We start from the raw sequence: 17771 nt of genomic DNA on the forward strand, positions 1-17771 counted from the left end.
GCTGAAAATCAAAAGATTCCAGCTGAAATTAGAAATTAATGTGCGTCAGCCCTGGGGCTGCTTGCCTCCCGTATTCTGAGGGGCGAGCGTCCGGATCTTTTCCTTTCTGCCGACATGCAGTCGCCCGAGAATCTGAAGCGTGACGGCATCGGCCTCTCCCTTTCGCCCTGGGTCGGAAATGCCCTCATGCTGGTCTTCCCGAGGCGCGGGCCTGCGGCAAGGCGCGTTGACGAACTGACTCGCGGGGAGTGCGGCGACCAGCCTCTCTGGCTCAGGCTTCTTCTCACTGCCGGACTTCGGATCGGCACGTCGACCCCGCACGCCGATCCGGGCGGAGATTATGCTCAAAAGCTTTTCGACCTCACGTCGCGCTGGGGAAGGCAGTTCCCGTCGATCCTTCGCGCAAAATCCCGCGCGCTTGTCGGCGGCGCGGTGCCGGGGAAAGGCGCAAAGACCGTCACGGTGAAGGAGGTTCTCCTCTCGCGGAAGGCCGACGTCTTCCTTTCCTATGCGTCCAATGCTGTGAACTATCCGGCCGAAAACTTCAGGACGCTGCAGATCCCGGCAGACGAAAACGTGGATGCCCGCTACGGGATGCTTCTCATGACATCGCGCGCGGCTTCTCTGAGCCGGTGGCTTGAATCTAAGGAAGCCCTCCGCCTCATGGCTGAGGCAGGTTTCTGCGCCTGATTCCAAAGTCGGGAATGAGCCGTCTCGCGCCTTTTCCGGCAACTGCATCGATTCTCACGCCGTAGGCCTCAAACAGGTTCTCCGGCGTGAGAATTTTGTCTGCGCTTCCGTAAAGAGATTTTTCCCCGGGGAGCATAAGGAGCGCGTTGTCGGCAACGAGCCCGGCGTGAAGCGGCTCGTGCGTCGTGAAGATGATGCCGGTGCCTTTGGCGGCCAGCGACTCCATGAGGGAGAGGACCGTCTCCTGGCGCTTCAGGTCAAGCGCCGCCGTGGGTTCGTCAAGAAGCAGAAGTTCGGCTCCGCCCGCGAGCGCCCGTGCAATGACGACGAGCTGCTGCTGACCGCCCGAAAGCCGCCGGAAGTCTCTGTCGGCGAGGGCTTCAAGCCCGAGGCGCCGAAGCGCCCTCATGGCCGCGGCTTCATCCTCGGGTTTGGGGAGTTCGAAGGTGCCGATCTCCCGTGCGCGTCCCATGAGAACGATGTCGAGAACCGAGTAGGCGAGCGTGGTGGAAAACTGCTGCGGAACAAAGCCGATGCGGGCATTTCGGCAGATGTCCCCGGAAAGCGGATGCAGAATGCCGGCGATCGTGTCTAGGAGCGTTGTTTTGCCGCGGCCGTTGCTCCCGAGAATGGCGAGAATCTCCCCCGGAGAGACTTCGAGCGAGATCGGAGCCGAGAGCGCCTCGCCGCGGCCGAATGCCAGATTGCGAAGCGTGAGGAGCGGTCGTGCTGCAGTTTTTGCCATCTGATGCACCGGAGAAAAACGGGCTAAATCTTTAGAGAAACCTGCGGCTTCTCAGAAGGAGCGCCGCAAAGACCGGCGCGCCGATGAGCGCCGTCAGAATGCCGGGCGGAATTTCCGCGCTCGTCATCGTGCGGGCGGTATCGTCCACGAGCACCATGAAGCCCGCGCCCAGCCAGAAGGAGGCGGGCATCAGATGCCGGTGATCGGCGCCCGCGATCATGCGTGCGAGATGCGGGACGACAAGTCCCACCCAGCCGATGCTGCCGCTTACCGAAACCTGAGCGGCGGTGATGGCGGCAGCGAGAAAGAGCACTCCCCGGCGAAGCCACCCCACCTGAATCCCGAGCGAAGCCGCATCGCGGTCGTCAAGCGAAAGAAGATTGATGCGCCAGCGAAGCCTTATGAGAACGAGGGCGGCGGCGAGAATGAGTCCCGATGCCGCGAGCGTCTTGGGCCAGTTTGCGGTGGCAAAGCTCCCCATGAGCCAGAAGACGATGGAGGGAAGCGTCTCCTCGCTGTCGGCGGAATACTGAACGAGGGAGACCAGTGCGGAGAAGACGCCCGCCACGATGATGCCGGCAAGAACAATGATCAGCCGGTCGTCGCGCCCGGAAAGGGAGGCCGCGAGCGTGACGAGGCCGAGCGCCAGAATGCCGAAGCCGAAGGCGGCGATCATCATGACGAGGATGGAGGCGCCCATGAGGAGGCTCAGCGCTCCGCCGAAGGCGGCGCCCGCCGTAACGCCGATGATGTGCGGATCGACGAGCGGATTTCTGAAAACGCCCTGAAGCGACGCGCCCGCAAGCGCAAGTCCCCCGCCCGCGAAGAAGGCGAGGAGAACCCGCGGGAGCCTCACTTCCCAGAGAATCCGGGACTGGGCGCTCTCTGAAATCCCCGGCGCCCCTCCGAAAATGCCGGAGAGCGCGCCGAGCGCGGCATGGAGAATCTCTCCGGGCGAGATCGCGAAGCGCCCCACGCCGAGAGAAAGGAAGGCAATGGCGACGGCTCCCGCCGCGAGGACCGCCACCCTGAGCGACTTACTGCTTCTCGTCATCAGCCGTCCAATGGACGCGGTAGAAGCGCTGGTAGTAGTCGTCGGCCGCCTTCGTCATGTCGATGTCGGCAAACTTTTCCGGATAGAGCTTCTTCGCCATCCAGAGTTCGCCGATCGCCATGGCTTCGGGCATCGGATAGCCCCAGGCCTTGGCGTATTCAGGCATGAGGTAGACCTTTTTGTCCTTCACGGCCTTGATGCCGGCCCACGCGGGGTCGGAGAGGATCTCCTTCACGACCTTCGGATAGCGGTCCTGAACGAAGATGACGGCCGGATCCCAGCCGATCACCTCTTCGATCGAGACCTGCTTGTAGCCTTTGATGGTCTTCGCGGCGACGTTGTAGGCGCCGGCGTGCTCCATCATGAGGCCCGTGTACTTGCCCGAGCCGTAGGTCGTGAGGTTGGGATTCGCCATGTAGGCGCGCACGCGCTCGTTCTCGGGAAGCTTCCCGATGCGCGAGTCAACGAGGCGGCGCTTCTCAAAGGTGTAGCGAATGAGCTCCTCGCCTTCCTTTTTGCGGTCGACCACGTCCGCAATGAGGCGGATGCCGTCCTCGAGACCGAGCGTATAGGCGCTGTCCTCATCCTTCATCGTCGGATTGAGGAGCGCCTTCTGGTCCCTGGCGTCGCGGCGCAGCGACACCGCAACCGTCGGGAGTCCGGCGCGCTCGAGGGATTCGATCATGTCCTTCGGCGCATAGTTGGCGATGAAGACCACATCGGGCTTGAGCGCCGTAACCGCCTCGATGTTGACGGAGGTGAGGTCGCCCGGCATCGGCATCGTCTCAAGCTTCCTGTCGAAGCGGACGAACTGGGGCCCAAGGTTCTTCTTCCAGGAGGCGAGAACGCCCACAACCTTATCGGATGCGTTCATCTGAACAAGAAGATTCAAAGTCTGGTGCTGGAGCACCACGACGCGGTTCACATGGTCGGGAATCGTGACCGAACGGCCGATCTGGTCGGTGACGACGCGGTCGGCAAAGGCAGGAAAAGCAAGAGCAAACGCGAGCGCCGCTGCGGCGCCCCGGAGGAAAAGACGTTTTTGCATAGAAAGTACTTCCAGGCTTCTTGAAAAAAGGCGAAAGCGTTATCCGCTATTCCAAATCGGGATAGCGCGAAGGATAATGCCTCCTCCCATGTTTGGAAAGCTGAGCCGTCAACTGCAGAAGCCCGGGCGAAAGCGTTCTTGATGCCGATCAGAATTAAAGAAAAGGGACGCGGAAGAATCCGCATCCCTTTCTCAAAAACGCTCAGTGAAGAAGCCGGGTCTTAGATCCAGGCTTTGGACTTCGCGGCTTCCATGCCGGCCTCGCGGCCGTTGACGAGGCAGTCCATCACGGCGCATGCGCCGATACGCACGGCGCCGTGGATGCCGCCCACGAATTCGCCCGCGGCAAAGAGCCCCGGAATCGGCTTGTCGGTCATCACGTCGAGGACGGCCGTGTTGACGGCGGTTGCGACGCCGCCCATACAGTGGTGAACCTTCGGGCTCATGCGGGAGACGTAGTAGGGGCCCGAGCCGATGGGCTTCGCGGCCTTGTCGAAGCGGCGGCCGAATTTCGGATCCGACTTCTTCGCGAGGTTGTCGTTGTATTCGGCAATCGCAGCGCGAAGCTTAGCGGGATCCATGCGGTAGGCCTTGGCGAGCGCATCGGCGTCGGCAAACTTCTCAACCGTGCCGGCAGCGAGCATCTTCGCGAAGAGCCCCGGGCGGAGCGTTTCGAGGTGCTTCACGCCGTCGTCGTCCGAGAACGCAAGCGCCTGACCGCCCTTGTTGATGACGGTGAGAATGGCGTCGGTGCAGAGCTTTCTGTCGCCGAATTCGTTCACGAAGCGCGAGGACGAAAGGGTGGAGAGCCAGAAGCCGAAGAGCGAACCCGAGATCGAGGCAAAGTGCGTGGCAATGCCCATGCCTTGTTCAAGGGGCGAGCAGGAAGGGAGGCACTGAATCCAGTCGGCCTGAATGATGCGCGCGCCGATGCGGCTCGCTTCGCGCCAGGCTTCCGCAGTGGCGCCGGGCTGATTGGTGGTGAGGAAGGCTTCGCCGAGCTTGGGGTCAAGAGTCTTGCGGTAGCGCACATCGGCGCCGAAGCCGCCGCAGGCGAGAATCACTGCGCGCTTTGCGCAAATGGTCCTGACCTTGCCGGAACCGGGTTTGCCGAAGACATAGCCCTCGCGGATGCGAACGCCCTTCACGCGGCCGTCGGCGTCGCGAAGGACCGCTTCCATGAAGCACCCCGTGCGGATGGGAACGCCCGCGGCCTTAAGCTTCGCTACCGCCGGGACGATGATCCCCTGCCCCGTCCCTTGTTTCGTGATCATGCAGCGCGACGCGGAGTGCCCGCCCTTGCCCGTGAGGTTCTCATTCCATTCGACGCCGATAACCTTCCGCGTCCATTCAAAGGTTTCCGAGGCCTTTTCGCAGACGAAGCGGATGTGCGCCGGGTCGCCGAGTCCGAGACCGATGCGTTCCATGTCGGCTTCAAGAGCTTCGGGCGAATCCTTGATGCCCTGAGCCTTCTGCACGCTCGAACCCGGAACGGCGAGCATGCCGCCCGAGAGCGACGAATTGCCGCCGATGAAGGCCATCTTTTCAAAGACGGCGGTCTTTGCGCCCGCTTCATGCGCGGCAAGAGCGGCCGCGAGCCCGGCAAAGCCCGAGCCGATAACGACGACGTCGTAGGTCTCATTAAATTTCGCGGGAATGGGATTCACGCAGGCGGCTTCTGCGGCCGGGACAAAAGCGCCGGCGGCAGGTATGAGCGCAGCGCCCTGGAGCAGGCGGCGGCGTGCGATCTGAGTCATGTTTCTCTCCTCTGTTTTTCTATCCTCAGCGCCCGGTACTCATGAAGGGAAGGCGTCGGGCGCTATTGGGCGGAGGAAAGTCTATTCCGGGTTTGCACCAATGCGAAGGAGGAATTTCGACTCTTTTCTATTGACTGAGGAGGCGCGATGGAATCTTTACATGACGCCTTTCGGGGCTCAGCGCTGGAGAAGAAAGAAGCTGGAAATGCGGAACACCGCCAGGCCGTAAGATGGAGCTCGAGCAAAAGGCACAAAGCATCAGGACTTTCGGGGAGGTAAAGCATGTCATCCGCGCTCGAAACAAGAAACCCGCTGCCGCTCGGGCAGTCCGACTTTCGGGCGCTGAGAGATGAGAAGTGCGTCTACGTCGACAAGTCCGCACTCATGTTTGAGCTTTGCCGCGGCTCACGCAAATGAAAAGCGTTCGTGCATCATTTGTCGTCCGCCGCACCGTTCAGGAACTGAAGCGCGCCTTCGGCCGCTTCTCCCGCGAGCGTAAGGGCGCCGTGGCGCTCCTTCTCGGCGTCGGGATGCTTCCTTCCGTATCGCTCGGCACGGGTTCGGTGCTCCTCGGGCGCGAGCTCCACAACATGGACACCATGCAGCTCGTGACGGACTCCACCGCCGTGGCGCTTGCCAAAATCAAGTCGACGGGAAGCGACGCCATGCTCAATAACGCCACGGCGCTCGCCTGGGCGAAGGAGAATGCGCGGACGCTCGAAAATTCCCTCACGCTCGGCAATGTGACGCTCGAAGTCACGGATTCAAGCTTATACGTCAGCACGGACTACCGGAGCAAGCCGCGCATGACGGGCGACATCGCACGAATTTTCGACCGCAACAATGCTTCCGCACAGAAGGCAAGAAGCGAATTCTATGCGTCGCCCCTCGAAGTCGTCTTCACGATCGACCAGTCGGGCATGTCGGACGGCGGTCAGGAAGTGGCCTCCGGCATGTCGAAGGTCCTCGACAAGCTTTTTGACGGCAAATCAAGCAACGACATGATCAAGGTGAGCATCGTTGCGGTCGGCGTGAACGTCAATATCGGGAAGCAGCATGCAGACCTCGTCAGCAAGGCGAGCCGCCGCCTTCAGGGTCCGGACGATCCCTACTATGAAGGCACGGAAGCGGCGTACGAACTGAGAAAGAAGGTGCTCGAGGAAATCAATCCTTCGCTCGTCGACGATCTCCTTCAGCCCGGCGGCCCCGGCTACGAGGCCGACCTCGTGATGGTGGCGCGCCCCGATCTGCAGAGCGAGAAGGATATGGACGATTTTCTCTCGAAGCTCGATACGGCGCCAACGTCCGAGGAGGACAAGTTCGTTCTCCTCGTCAATGACGGCAGAACCGTGACCGAAAGCTATAAGCAGACGTACAACCTTGACAGTTATGCCACAGGCCTCTACGGCTTAAGCAACATGACGGCGTGGCCGCTGAGCGCAAAAAGGTACGACGGGAAGGAGGTCATCTGCGCCCCGGAATCCTTCTGGGAGGATGATTACAACGCTTCGCTTCGCATGGGGGGCTTCATCGCCTACGACAATAATTCCTGGGTGAGCCTGAAGAAGGCGCCCGCAGGCGACCTTGTGAACGGCATCGTTTCCTATCCGATGTGCGGTCCCGTGATGCCGATTCTCGCCAACAGTTCAAGCGTTTCGGAAATTCTCGACCATGTGGCGCTTTCCATGCCGGGCATGATGGGTTGCGTAGACGAACACTTCACCTGGGCGTACCGGCTGCTCTCGCCCGGCTGGTCAGGGGTCTGGAGCAATGACGGGACCTACCCGGCTCCCTATACGTCGTCCACCGTTAAGCACGCCTGGATCAACGTCGGGCGCGATACGGGCGGCGGCTACACGAGCGGTCTCTCGGGAAGCGATATTGATATTCTTCCGGACATCATGAGGAAGTTCGCCGAAAACAAGATCATCGTGCACTTCCTTCTCGACTATCCGGCCGACAATATTCAAAGAGAGATTGAGGATGCGGCGGAGGAGTATGGGAATGCCCTCGGCTGGGAGGTGATCGATCTTTCTTCGGAACCGGGAGACCTCTACGACATCATCACGCAGCATCTCGAGCGGCCTGCCAACTTCATCCGGCTCGTGCCGGTGGTGTCGACGGGAGCGTGAGCACTCCTGCTGTCCATTCGGGTGTGATATTCCGGCGTCACTATATACCGGGCCTTCGTGAACTAACTAACTACTATCTAATTAGCCAGTTAGTTAGACAGTAACTGCGTATTCAAAAACAAAATAGCAGGTAACGGATCTGCCGATAAGGCCAAAAGACACTGAAAATTCACATATATAACAAAGAATAGCCGCGTAAAAGACATTCTTCGGTAACCTGCTAACTACTAGCTAATTAGCTAGTTAAGTATCTAGTAACTGTATAATTTGAAGTAAAATAGCAGGTAACTAGCTAATTACTGAACATTTAGCTGGTAGGTTGTGAGGTTTTTATGCCGGAACTCAATGAAGAAACACTCATCAAAGCCATTCATCGCATGCGCAGTCTTGGCAGCGACACACAGCGATGGGAAGTCAAGGAATCTGTGCAGGAACTTCCCAGGAAACTGCAGGAGACGATTTCAGCCTTTTCAAACATGCATGGCGGCATCATCATCTTAGGCTTGTCCGAAAAGAACGGCTTCAAACCGGCTGACGGCTTCAATGCGGACAAGATATACGCCCAAATGCAGACAATCGGCGATGCAATGACGCCGATTGTCCGTATGGAAGTGGAGAAGATGCGCTTTGAGGATCGAATGCTTGTAGTGGCAGAAGTTCCGGAAATGCCGAAGCGCATGAAACCGTGCTACATCTCTAAGCGAGGCATGTACGACGGAGCCTTCATTCGCTCTGGCGATGGTGATCGCCATTTGACACCATACGAAGTGGATCGACTTTCTGAAGCGCAGCACCAGCCGCAATTTGACATCGAACCCGTTGAGGCTGCATCAATTGATGATCTTGACGCCGACACAGTAGAAGGAATTGCCAAACGGGCTAGAGAGTTGTTCCCGCGTGTCTTTGGGAAGCTTTCTAAAGAAACAATTTTGATTCAACTCGGCGTTTTAACCCGAATCAATGATCGTCTTTGTCCAACCATAGCCGGGCTGCTCGCTGCCGGAACTTTTCCGCAAAAGTATTTCCCCCGCCTCGAAATTGTCTTTTCTGTGTATCCAGGCGTCGATAAAGTCGAAACAGAAACAGGTCAACTTCGCTATCTGAATTCGAAAGAAATCATCGGCTCAATTCCGGAGATGCTTCTGGAAGCACTTGCCCTCGTCCAGCAACGCATGAATACTGGTGCGGTAATTGAAGGCGGCTTGCGAAAAGACATTCCGGACTATCCGCTTGAAGCAGTAAGAGAAGCCGTCGCTAATGCCCTCCAGCACCGAGACTATTCTCCAGAAGGCCGAGGCTCCCAAGTCCAGATCAACATGTATGCAGATCGCCTGGAAATTACCAATCCCGGTGGACTGTACGGCTCCACTACTGTAGAAAGTCTTGGGAAGGACGGAATTTCTTCAACACGAAATGAATATCTCTCACGGTTGCTGACTTATACACCATTCGAGTCAGGATTCGTTGTCGAAAACAAAGGAACCGGCTTTATGGTGATTGAAGCGGCGTTGGCTAAATCTTTGATGCCGCCGCCGACTGTTAAAGACACCATCACTTTTTTCAAGTTGACATTTAATAAGCGGAGACGGATAAATGATGAAATGATCGGGAAAACGTGGGAGAACGTCGATCAAGCTATCTTAAATGCGTTGAGCGATCACTCTAGTTTATCTATTAAAGCTCTAACGGAGATGTCTGGTCTTTCACGTGCAACAATTGCAAATCACGTTCGAAAGCTAGTGGCTGACAAGAAATTAGAACCAATTGAACCTAAAGGAAGTCCAAAGCAACGATATCGCTTATACGTTTAACGTAAATGTAAGCGCTATTTGACAAGCAAGGCCCCACCTTTCGGCGCGAGGCTAATGGCTTTGCTGTTCTCGGATAACCCAACCGTGAGGTTGCTGTGTCCATGGCTCAGCTTTCAGGTGGGAGTCGTTTAGACAGGTGTGCCTCGAGTTCGTTCGGACCTTGCGGTGCTGGTCATTGGAAAATTCAGCCGTGTCCGTTGGAGGTTTTTCAGGCCTCCGACGGTCTTAGACTAAAACACGAACGCCAGGATGAATATCAGAAGCGCCAGCGCCGAAAGAATTTTACGCACGTTGAGTTCAGTGTAATTCATTGATTTTCATGGTGTTTTATTTTTCTTTTGGTGCCGCTTGCTGCGGTACTTCGTTGTTTATTCTGGCGTCACTAGGGGGTTGTTTGGAACGCATACCCTAGCCTCCAGAGGGCCGCTCTGTATAAAGCAGTGTGGCCCTCAGTTATTTGGGGTTTGCGTAATCAACGGATATTCCAACAGAAATACCGCGATTCGGCGGATTCCGAACGCCCGGATCCCTCGCTGCTGCCGTGCCACCATCCGTGCGGGTGTCCTGAGGTGAAGAATGGTGCTGCAAAGGATATGTCATAATTAATGGATATATGCATATGGCCATAAATGGAGATGAACCATGTCTGATGCTCGCAGAACGAAGAATCCGCTTCCCGACAAGGCATTGATTTCCAATCTCCCAAAGAATGCCGACCTCTCCCGAACGCCTTCGGGCGGCATAGCCGTGCACTATCGCTATCGTTCAAAAGCGGACAAAGCGAGGAGCGGCGGAAAGACTTCCCGTCATCTCGGTATGGTGCGGGAAATGGTTTTCATCCCGACGCCGGAGTACCAGCTGCATCCTGAAAACTTTCCGATCCCTGAAAAACAGCTGAAAGGCCGTCGTGTCGCACTGCTTCGGCAGAGGAATTCTCATGCGGCTTTGTCTGCGGAAATGAAGGCGGAAGCAACTGCCATTCGGGGAGCATCATCCGAAATCATCGAACCTCGCCGGCCGCTCCCGCTCGGGCGGTCCGACTTTCGCGCGCTGAGACAGGAGCAGTGCGTGTACGTCGATAAAACCGCACTTATTTTTCGGCTTTGCCGTGATGGCCGCAAGGTTTTCGTTTCCCGTCCGCGTCGGTTCGGAAAGTCGCTCCTGGTATCGACTTTCGAGACGCTTTTCAAATACGGACTTCGGGATTTCAAAGGGCTTGCGATTGAAAAACTATGGACGGATAAGACATACGAAGTCGTAAGGCTCGACTTTTCGGAAATACGGGACTTTGCTGATCTTCAGGAATTTCAGGAAAAATTCAATGCACTCCTCATGAATAGATTTGCGGAGGTCGGCTTCAGGTACGATGCTCAAAAAACGCTCGAGCCTTTGATGACGCAGCTCTCCGCATGGCTCGCGACGCGACCCGTGATGTCGCTGGTGCTCCTTATCGATGAATACGATTCGCCATTGACGACGTCGCTTCACAATAAGGCGCTTTTTGATGCCGTCCGTTCGATCATGAGCCCGTTCTTTCTGATGCTTAAATCCAATGACGGGTGCCTCAGATTCTTTTTCATGACGGGAATCACACGCTATCGTCAGACGAGCATCTTTTCGGAGCTCAATCATTTCGATGACGTTTCTCTTAATCCTGCCTACAGCACGCTTCTGGGGCTCACCGAAGAGGAAATTAAGACATATTTCGCAGGCTATCTGAAGGAAGCTTCCGAAATACGAAACCTCAGTGAAGACGAATTAATAGAAAAACTTCGGGAATATTACGACGGCTTTTGCTTTGACCGCTTTACGGTAGATGCAAATGCACGCAGACATGTGTTCTGCCCGTGGTCCATTCTCAATTTCTTTATGTATCCAGAGCAGGGATTCGCAAACTACTGGTATGAAAGCGGCGGGCAGCCGACAGTCCTGATGCGCTACCTGGCAAATCATGATCTTGAAAGACCTTCAAATTTTGATGAAGTTCGGCAGATACAGGCCAGCGAGCTTGGAGAGGCCAGAAAATTTGATGAAATCGGCCTCGAGGCTCTCCTCTCTCAGGCGGGCTACCTCACCATCCGGGAGATGAGGTCTAATGGCTTTGCAGTCCTCGGATACCCCAACCGTGAGGTGGCGGTGTCCATGGCTCAGCTTTATGCCGGAGAGCTTTTGAAGGGGAAGCCGATTGAAGGGGCCGGGGAGCCGCTCATTTCCGAAACAATGGCAGCAGGGACTCTCGATGATGTGGTGCGCTGCTTCAACCAGGCCGTGGGCGCAATCGACTATCTCCGCTATCCGATTAAAGACGAAGCGGCCTGCCGCGCGTATCTGCAGGTGCTGTTGATCGGCGCTGCAATGCTTCCGAAGGTGGAAAATCATTCGGCGCTCGGCAGAAGCGACCTGGAAGTGGATGTCGGAGCCCGCCGCTGGGTATTCGAATTCAAATTTGCCCGTAAGTCGTCCGACGCTCAAAAGTGTCTTGAAGAGGCGGCGAAGCAGATTTCTGCCCGCCGCTACGGCATGGCCCATTCCGGAAAAGAAATCCTTCGCGCCGCGCTCGTCTTCAGCGGTGAGGAGCGGCGATTCGTTGCCTGGAAGAGCGTCGTCGAAGAACCGTAATGCGATCCTGAAGAGTTTTTCGTACAGGAGTGCCTCGAGTTCGTTGAGGGCTCTGGCGGTCGTGGTGATTGGGAAATCCTGCCGTGTTCGTCGGAGGTTTCTCAGGCCTCCGACGGTCTTAGACTAAAACACGGACGCCAGGATGAATATCAGAAGCGTCAGCGCCGAAAGAATTTTGTGCACGTTGATTCCAACGTAAATCATTGATTTACAATGTGTTTTGTTTCTTCCAGTACTGCTTGCTCCGACACTTCGGTTGTGATATTCTGGCGTCACTAGGGGGTTGTTTGTTAGGCATACCCTAGCCTCCAGAGGGCCGCTCTGCATAAAGCAGTGTGGCCCTCAGTTTTTTCGGTTTTGGTAATCAACGGATATTCCGAAGGGAATATCGCGATCCGGCGGACTCCGAACGCCAAAATCCCTCGCCGCAGCCATGCCTCCATTCATGCGGGCGGACGGGGAATTTTAACTAAAAGGCGGGTTCAGACTCCGGCGTACATATGCGATCCCCTAGTCAGAGTAGGAATGGCCGCCAATCCTCTATTGCAGTGACTGATCAGCGCCGGCATCTTTGGTGCAGGAGTGCGCTTGATTCCTGGTTCTGCGGATGTCTTTAACCAGGCTCAGCGCTCAGTATTGGTCGACGTGCTTTCGGCGAGAACTGCCCGGATTTCCTTCAGAAGCTCCCGGGCAACCGGCGTAAGGGGGCGCCCTGCCGGCCAAGTGACGACGGCCTTGTAGAAGAGTCCCGGCGCGAGGGAAATGAAGCGCACGTCTTCGTCCTCCCGGACGAGTCCTGCGGCGCAGAGTGCCGCAGCGCCCTCGCGCACCATAAGCGCCGCATTAAAGATGAGGTTGTAGGTGCCGCGGATTTTAAGTTCGTCAAGGGGATAGCCTGACCAGCCGGCAAAGGCGCCGGCTTCCTCGCCCGAATAGCGGCGGGGGATGTAGAGCGGGATCTCACGAAGCGCTTCCGGCGTGACGGCGCGGAGTTTTTCGTACGTCCCGCGAGGAACCAGAACGCCCCACGGAGCAGATTCGGGGAGCGGGAGGCTTTCAAAATCTGCGAGATCCGCACCGGCAGAGAAGACCGCAAAGTCGGCTTCGCCGTTCCGGAGCTGCTGAGCCGCCACGTCAGCCGTGACGCTTCTGAAGTGGCATCGAACGACGGGGTAGGCTGCCTGCAGACGCGCAACCGCGCGGGCAATGGCGGAAAAGGCTGAGAATTCGCCCGCGGCGATGGTGATGTCGCCCGCGATCTCCTCGGCGTGCATCGCCTCGCGCTTCGCTTCCTCTGCGAGCGCAAGGATGCTCACCGCGCGGCGGTAAAAGAGGCTTCCTTTTTCGGTCAGCACAATACGGCGCGTCGTGCGCTCAAGGAGCACCTGGCCCAACTCCTCCTCAAGATCCGTGACCTGTCTTGAAAGCGTGGGCTGCGTGACGAAAAGCTTCTGCGCCGCTGCGGTATAGCTTTTCTGCCGGACAACCTCAACGAAATAGCGCAGCGACCGCAGTTCCATGACATGTCTCCAGAGAAGCGTGAGGGAGAGATTAATGAGATTTGACGATTAAGAGAACTAATTATAGGAATTCGGCATAAGAGAGAAGCGAGCGCTCATCGGACTGGAGCGCAGAGCTTCTCCGTCATCTCCGGGCTCGCTACCAGGCATAGGCCTCAGGCGCTTCGCCTCCCGGTCCCGGCCAGATTTTGTCGAGGCGCTTCATTGTTTCCGGCGAAAGCCTCACATCGAGCGCCCTGAGGCTCATGCGGAGCTGCTCCGTCGTGCGCGGACCGATGACGGGCGCCGTGACGAGCGGGTTCGCGAGAAGCCAGGCGAGGGCAACTTCAGCCGGCATCACGCCGATTTCCGCGCAGTGCTGCTCATAGGCCTCAAGCTGACTGCGGTGCTTTTTGATCATCTGCAAGGCAGCCTGCGATGCTCTGCGGCCCGAAAGCGTTTTGCCGAGCACGCCTGCGAGAAGGCCGCCCCCGAGCGGGCTCCAGGGAAGGAAGCCGAGACCGAAGTGCCGGCAGGCGGGAAGGACTTCGAGCTCAACCGTACGTTCGGCGAGGTTGTAGAGCGACTGTTCGCTCGCGAGTCCGAGCATATGGCGGTTCAGAGCCTCGCATTCCATGGCGGCGATGTACCAGCCGGGAAAGTTGCAGCTTCCGACATAGAGGACCTTCCCTTCGGCTATAAGGCGGGAGAAGGCTTCGAGGATTTCGTCGATCGGCGTATTCCGGTCGATGTGGTGCATCTGAAGTAAATCGATGCGGTCGGTTTTAAGCCGCCTGAGGCTCGCTTCGCAGGCGGCCCGGATGTGACAGGCCGAGAGACGCCGGTCGTTGGGACCCGGGCCCATCGGCTGGTAGAGCTTGGTCGCGAGGACGAGTTCGTTCCTCTTACCCGAATCAGCGAGCCACCGGCCGATGATTTCCTCCGAAAGCCCGTTCCCCTGACGGATGTCGGGGCTCTGAGGCGGCCCGTAGACATCCGCAGTGTCGATGAAGTTGATGCCGGCGTTCGTCGCCTCATCGAGAATCGAGCGGCATTCCGACTCTTCCGAGGCGTTGCCGAAATTCATGGTGCCGAGCGCAAGCGGGCTCACGAGGAGCCCCGTGCGGCCGAGATGACGGTATTCCATTTTTACTTCCCGGCGGGCGCCGCTTCATTCACCATGCCGAGCGCATTGAGGGCCTTCGGGAACCCGATGTAGGGAAGCATGACGATGATTGCGTCGATGAGCATCTGACGGGTGTTCCCGACCAGGATGTTTCCCGTTGCATGGGCCTTCACTTGAGGCTCGCACCCGCCCATGGCGGCGATGACGACGAAGGTGAGGAGTTCGCGTTCCTTCAACGAGAGGACCGTTCGGGTGTAGGTGTCCCCGAAGCAGAAGCCCGTGAGGAGGTCCACCATGAGGAAGCGCTCGTCAGGCTTCGCATTCGCGTGAATCTGATCAATAGCGGGCCCGAAGATGCCTTTCTGCTCGGCCAGGCCCTTTTGAAAGCGGTCCTGGTCCGAAACGACGGCAGCCTTCTCCTCAGGGAACGGGAGGCCGGCTTCTGTGAGCGCTTCGTTTAAGGCTTCAAGCATCGTAATGACGCTCGGAAGCCCCGAGTAGGCCATCGCCTGCATGACGGCCTCCCGCAGGTCGAGGGCGGGGACGCCCGCTTGAATGGCTTTCGCGACGGCGCGCTTTGCGACCGAAGTTGCATTGAGGGGCGTGAGGGCGGCTGCCGTAATGAGCGCGCGCATGCGGGCGTCGAATTGAACGGCGCCGGGGATCTCGCGGTCGGTAAGGCGCGCGAGGATGTCGGAAGCATCCGTAAAGGGAAGCTTCGTCTGAGAAGATGCAGAGGCAGCGGTATTTGCCATGGCGGAAGTCTCAAAAAAAGTGCCGATGAGTCCGAGAGCAGCGGCTCTCTCAAAGGTTTGTCTGCGGTTCATGATGATTCTCTTCGGTGAAAATTCGGATAAAAACCGGTGAGGCGCGGCCGTTCAAAGGTGCCCGGGACGGCGCCGGAAAGGAGAGAAGAAACGGCGCCGTCCCGGAGGCAGAGAGCGGTTGAATTACTTCGTGCCGAGAACGGCCTTTCTCGCTTCGTCGCCCGCGAGCTTCCCTGAAGCGAGCGACGTGGCGTTGTGGGCGCCTAAGCCCGCATTCGTGATAGCGTTCCCGATGGCGCCGCCCGCGCCGTAGAGGCCTTCAATGCGAGCGCCCTTCGGGCCCGTGAGAACCGTGAGGTCGCGGTCCGCAAAGACGGCGGCATTTGCAACGGTATTGACGGCCGTCACGCGAACGGCATGGAAGGGAGCCTTCAGAACGGGCGTCATGCCGCTCTTCGGAGCGTTGAAGACCGTGTCGCCGCCCGCTTCGTAGTCGCTGTTGTATTTGCGGATCGTCGCCGCGAACTTCGCGGGATCATCAAGTCCGGCCGCTTCTGCAAGGTCTTCGAGCGTATCGGCGCTCCAGGCGAGGTTCGATTCCTTGAGTCGGGTGAGGAGCTTCGCCGCCGGCGACGCATCGTCGAAGATCATCCAGGCATGCATGCCGTCCTGCTTCATGACTTCGGCAACCGAATGGCCCGTCGGGGAAATCAGGCGGATCGCGGGAACCTTCGCCTTGTTTTCCGGATCAAGCTGGGAAATGAAGGGGTGACCAGCTTCCGACATGAAGCGTTCGCCGTGGACGTTCACCCAGGGGAGCTCAAGATCGCGGTAGATCATGCTTTCCGGGCCGTCGAGGCCAATCACCGAGTCGTAGCCGAGCATCGTGGAGCTTGCCGGGTTGAGGGCCGCTTCGCCGCCGTTCCTGATCATCCACTTGGGCGCGAAGGACGTGACCCCGGCGCCGCCCGTGCGGGTGACGCCCGCGAGCTGCGGGTAGAACATGCGCACCGATTCCGGATCAAGCCCCGAGTAGCCGGTAGCCATAATCACCGCTTTGGCGCGGATGAGGTGACGGGTGCCGCCGTTTACGACCACGACGCCCGAGGCCTTTCCGTTTTCGGTTCTCACGTCCTCGGCCGTCGTTTCAACGCGGATGTCGACGCCCGCGTCCTTAAGGAGCTTCGCAATCCCGGAAGCTACCCAGGGCGATCCCGTCGTGTCGTCGTAGCCGTCGTCGAGGCTCCGGTAGCCCGTCTCGGCATTCGACGTGCGGGCGACCGTGTAGTGCATGACGCCGTCCTCAAAGTAGGGCGTGCGCACGCTCCCGATCGTGGCGTCGGCCGCCTGAATTCTCACGCCCTGATCAACGAGGCGCGTCATGACCTGACCCGTCGCATCCACGACCCGCGCGGCGAGTTCGTCGTTCATCATTGCCGCGGCTGCCGGCGTGCGCATGGCTTTCGAGGCGGCAGCCACGGTCTTTCCGTCAATCGTGTGGCCGGAAGCCTCGTTGAGGAAGCTCCCTGAGTAGGACGCAATGTAGCCGCCGCAGATTGCGAGGTCGCCGCCGAGGTAGCCCTTGGTTTCAACGAGAACGACCTTGAGGTTGTTGGAGCGGCCCGAGAGCGCCTGGTCGGTCTTCGCCGCCAGCGCCGCCATCATGCCGGCCGCACCGCCGCCGATCACCACAATGTCGGCATCCTCGGCCGGGCCCTCGGTGATCGCGGCTTTGGGCGTTCCCATCTGCCACTCCTCAACCTTGCCGCCCGCCTTGCGGACGGCGTCGCCCGTTGCCATCGTGAGGCCGCGGCTCGTAAGCGTCGCGCCCGTGACGGCATCGACCGCAAGCGACTGAGCGTCGACGATCCTGCGGCTCACCTCGCGGAGCGCCGTTTCGCTCACATACTCGGTGTCGCCCGCAGAAATATCCCTGAAGGAGAGCCGTCCGGCATCGTCGACCTCGATCGTGACCTTCACCATGCTCTTGGCGCCGTGCGCTTCGCCCGTATAGGTGCCGGCCTGAAGCTTCTGCCGGGTGCCGTTTGAAAGACCTGCCTGACGGAGCGCATTCTCCGCAGCGGCCCGGATGGCGCCCGACGTAATGGTTGCGCCCGAGACGCCGTCGACGTCGGAAGAGCCTTTCTGAAGGATGCGGTTCGCCATCTCCCCTCCGATCCCGCGGCCGTAGCCTTCCGTTTCGCCCGAGGTATCGGCCTTGACGGACGTGATCTTTCCGTCTTTGACGGCGACTTCCACCGTGACGGCGCTGCTGATGCCCGGAGCCGAACCCGTGAAGGTGCCGTCGGCCGCCTGGAGGGAGCCGGCAGCGAGAATTGCGCCGGCAACGAGCGAAAGTCTGAAGAGTCCGAGGGACGCCATTTTTGATCTCCTGATCTCGTGATGCAAAGCGAACGTGAATTTGTTCGTCTGATGTTGGGAATGACTTATGTCATTCGTTTCCTGAATGAGTGGAAATCTAGCGCCGGCTCGTTTGTTATTCAAATGATTTATATTTATATA

At 58.4% G+C, this 17771-nt stretch carries 13 protein-coding genes; 5 read left to right on the forward strand and 8 right to left on the reverse strand.

Features of this window, described 5'->3' with window-relative positions:
• The first annotated feature begins 114 nt into the window (after positions 1-114).
• A complete protein-coding gene (locus tag Q0106_RS04960) occupies positions 115-690 on the forward strand; it encodes a substrate-binding domain-containing protein (RefSeq protein WP_297609700.1) in 576 nt (191 codons plus the stop codon).
• Here Q0106_RS04960 and Q0106_RS04965 read toward each other — a convergent pair.
• The 4 genes from Q0106_RS04965 to Q0106_RS04980 all read right to left on the reverse strand — a co-directional run bounded on the left by Q0106_RS04965 (position 662) and on the right by Q0106_RS04980 (position 5294).
• Positions 662-1435, reverse strand: coding sequence for an ABC transporter ATP-binding protein (locus tag Q0106_RS04965; protein WP_297609703.1), 774 nt, complete (start codon positions 1433-1435; stop codon positions 662-664). The genes Q0106_RS04960 and Q0106_RS04965 overlap by 29 nt on opposite strands.
• A gap of 31 nt (positions 1436-1466) precedes the next feature.
• The gene (locus tag Q0106_RS04970) at positions 1467-2489 is read right to left on the reverse strand and encodes an iron ABC transporter permease (RefSeq protein WP_297609706.1); all 1023 of its coding nucleotides are present in this window, start codon (positions 2487-2489) and stop codon (positions 1467-1469) included.
• A complete protein-coding gene (locus tag Q0106_RS04975; protein WP_297609709.1) occupies positions 2473-3537 on the reverse strand; it encodes an ABC transporter substrate-binding protein in 1065 nt (354 codons plus the stop codon). The genes Q0106_RS04970 and Q0106_RS04975 overlap by 17 nt, the downstream gene beginning before the upstream one ends.
• Before the next feature lie 221 nt (positions 3538-3758).
• A complete protein-coding gene (locus Q0106_RS04980; protein WP_297609712.1) occupies positions 3759-5294 on the reverse strand; it encodes a flavocytochrome c in 1536 nt (511 codons plus the stop codon).
• Between the two features lie 282 nt (positions 5295-5576).
• On the opposite strand from Q0106_RS04980, the gene Q0106_RS04985 reads away from it, so the two are divergent.
• From Q0106_RS04985 to Q0106_RS05000, 4 genes are all read left to right on the forward strand, one after another.
• Positions 5577-5711, forward strand: coding sequence for a hypothetical protein (locus tag Q0106_RS04985; protein WP_297609715.1), 135 nt, complete (start codon positions 5577-5579; stop codon positions 5709-5711).
• The gene (locus tag Q0106_RS04990; RefSeq protein ID WP_297609717.1) at positions 5708-7426 is read left to right on the forward strand and encodes a hypothetical protein; all 1719 of its coding nucleotides are present in this window, start codon (positions 5708-5710) and stop codon (positions 7424-7426) included. The genes Q0106_RS04985 and Q0106_RS04990 overlap by 4 nt, the downstream gene beginning before the upstream one ends.
• 332 nt (positions 7427-7758) lie before the next feature.
• Positions 7759-9237: an ATP-binding protein gene (locus tag Q0106_RS04995; protein WP_297609720.1), complete on the forward strand. Its 1479-nt coding sequence runs from the start codon at positions 7759-7761 to the stop codon at positions 9235-9237.
• 642 nt (positions 9238-9879) lie between these two features.
• Positions 9880-11856, forward strand: coding sequence for an AAA family ATPase (locus Q0106_RS05000; RefSeq protein WP_297609724.1), 1977 nt, complete (start codon positions 9880-9882; stop codon positions 11854-11856).
• A 623-nt stretch (positions 11857-12479) separates the two neighbouring features.
• Here Q0106_RS05000 and Q0106_RS05005 read toward each other — a convergent pair.
• From Q0106_RS05005 to Q0106_RS05020, 4 genes are all read right to left on the reverse strand, one after another.
• Positions 12480-13376: a LysR family transcriptional regulator gene (locus tag Q0106_RS05005; RefSeq protein WP_297609727.1), complete on the reverse strand. Its 897-nt coding sequence runs from the start codon at positions 13374-13376 to the stop codon at positions 12480-12482.
• A 139-nt stretch (positions 13377-13515) separates the two neighbouring features.
• Positions 13516-14502 (reverse strand): aldo/keto reductase, encoded by a 987-nt coding sequence (locus Q0106_RS05010; protein ID WP_297609730.1) that lies wholly within the window; start codon positions 14500-14502, stop codon positions 13516-13518.
• Between the two features lie 2 nt (positions 14503-14504).
• Entirely contained in the window at positions 14505-15308 is an 804-nt protein-coding gene (locus tag Q0106_RS05015) for a carboxymuconolactone decarboxylase family protein (protein WP_297609733.1), read from the reverse strand.
• A 123-nt stretch (positions 15309-15431) separates the two neighbouring features.
• Positions 15432-17630 (reverse strand): FAD-binding protein, encoded by a 2199-nt coding sequence (locus Q0106_RS05020; protein WP_297609736.1) that lies wholly within the window; start codon positions 17628-17630, stop codon positions 15432-15434.
• Positions 17631-17771 lie beyond the last annotated feature (141 nt).

This window comes from uncultured Sutterella sp., assembly GCF_937923675.1.
Taxonomy (GTDB): Bacteria; Pseudomonadota; Gammaproteobacteria; order Burkholderiales; family Burkholderiaceae_F; genus Sutterella.

Excerpts from the sequence above, each read along its gene's own strand:
- Q0106_RS04980 (WP_297609712.1), bottom strand. The coding sequence starts at position 5,294 with ATGACTCAGATCGCACGCCGCCGCCTGCTCCAGGGCGCTGCGCTCATA.
- Q0106_RS05015 (WP_297609733.1), bottom strand. The coding sequence starts at position 15,308 with ATGAACCGCAGACAAACCTTTGAGAGAGCCGCTGCTCTCGGACTCATC.
- Q0106_RS04985 (WP_297609715.1), top strand. The coding sequence starts at position 5,577 with ATGTCATCCGCGCTCGAAACAAGAAACCCGCTGCCGCTCGGGCAGTCC.
- Q0106_RS04970 (WP_297609706.1), bottom strand. The coding sequence starts at position 2,489 with ATGACGAGAAGCAGTAAGTCGCTCAGGGTGGCGGTCCTCGCGGCGGGA.
- Q0106_RS04960 (WP_297609700.1), top strand. The coding sequence starts at position 115 with ATGCAGTCGCCCGAGAATCTGAAGCGTGACGGCATCGGCCTCTCCCTT.
- Q0106_RS05005 (WP_297609727.1), bottom strand. The coding sequence starts at position 13,376 with ATGGAACTGCGGTCGCTGCGCTATTTCGTTGAGGTTGTCCGGCAGAAA.
- Q0106_RS05000 (WP_297609724.1), top strand. The coding sequence starts at position 9,880 with ATGTCTGATGCTCGCAGAACGAAGAATCCGCTTCCCGACAAGGCATTG.
- Q0106_RS04990 (WP_297609717.1), top strand. The coding sequence starts at position 5,708 with ATGAAAAGCGTTCGTGCATCATTTGTCGTCCGCCGCACCGTTCAGGAA.
- Q0106_RS05020 (WP_297609736.1), bottom strand. The coding sequence starts at position 17,630 with ATGGCGTCCCTCGGACTCTTCAGACTTTCGCTCGTTGCCGGCGCAATT.
- Q0106_RS05010 (WP_297609730.1), bottom strand. The coding sequence starts at position 14,502 with ATGGAATACCGTCATCTCGGCCGCACGGGGCTCCTCGTGAGCCCGCTT.
- Q0106_RS04975 (WP_297609709.1), bottom strand. The coding sequence starts at position 3,537 with ATGCAAAAACGTCTTTTCCTCCGGGGCGCCGCAGCGGCGCTCGCGTTT.
- Q0106_RS04995 (WP_297609720.1), top strand. The coding sequence starts at position 7,759 with ATGCCGGAACTCAATGAAGAAACACTCATCAAAGCCATTCATCGCATG.
- Q0106_RS04965 (WP_297609703.1), bottom strand. The coding sequence starts at position 1,435 with ATGGCAAAAACTGCAGCACGACCGCTCCTCACGCTTCGCAATCTGGCA.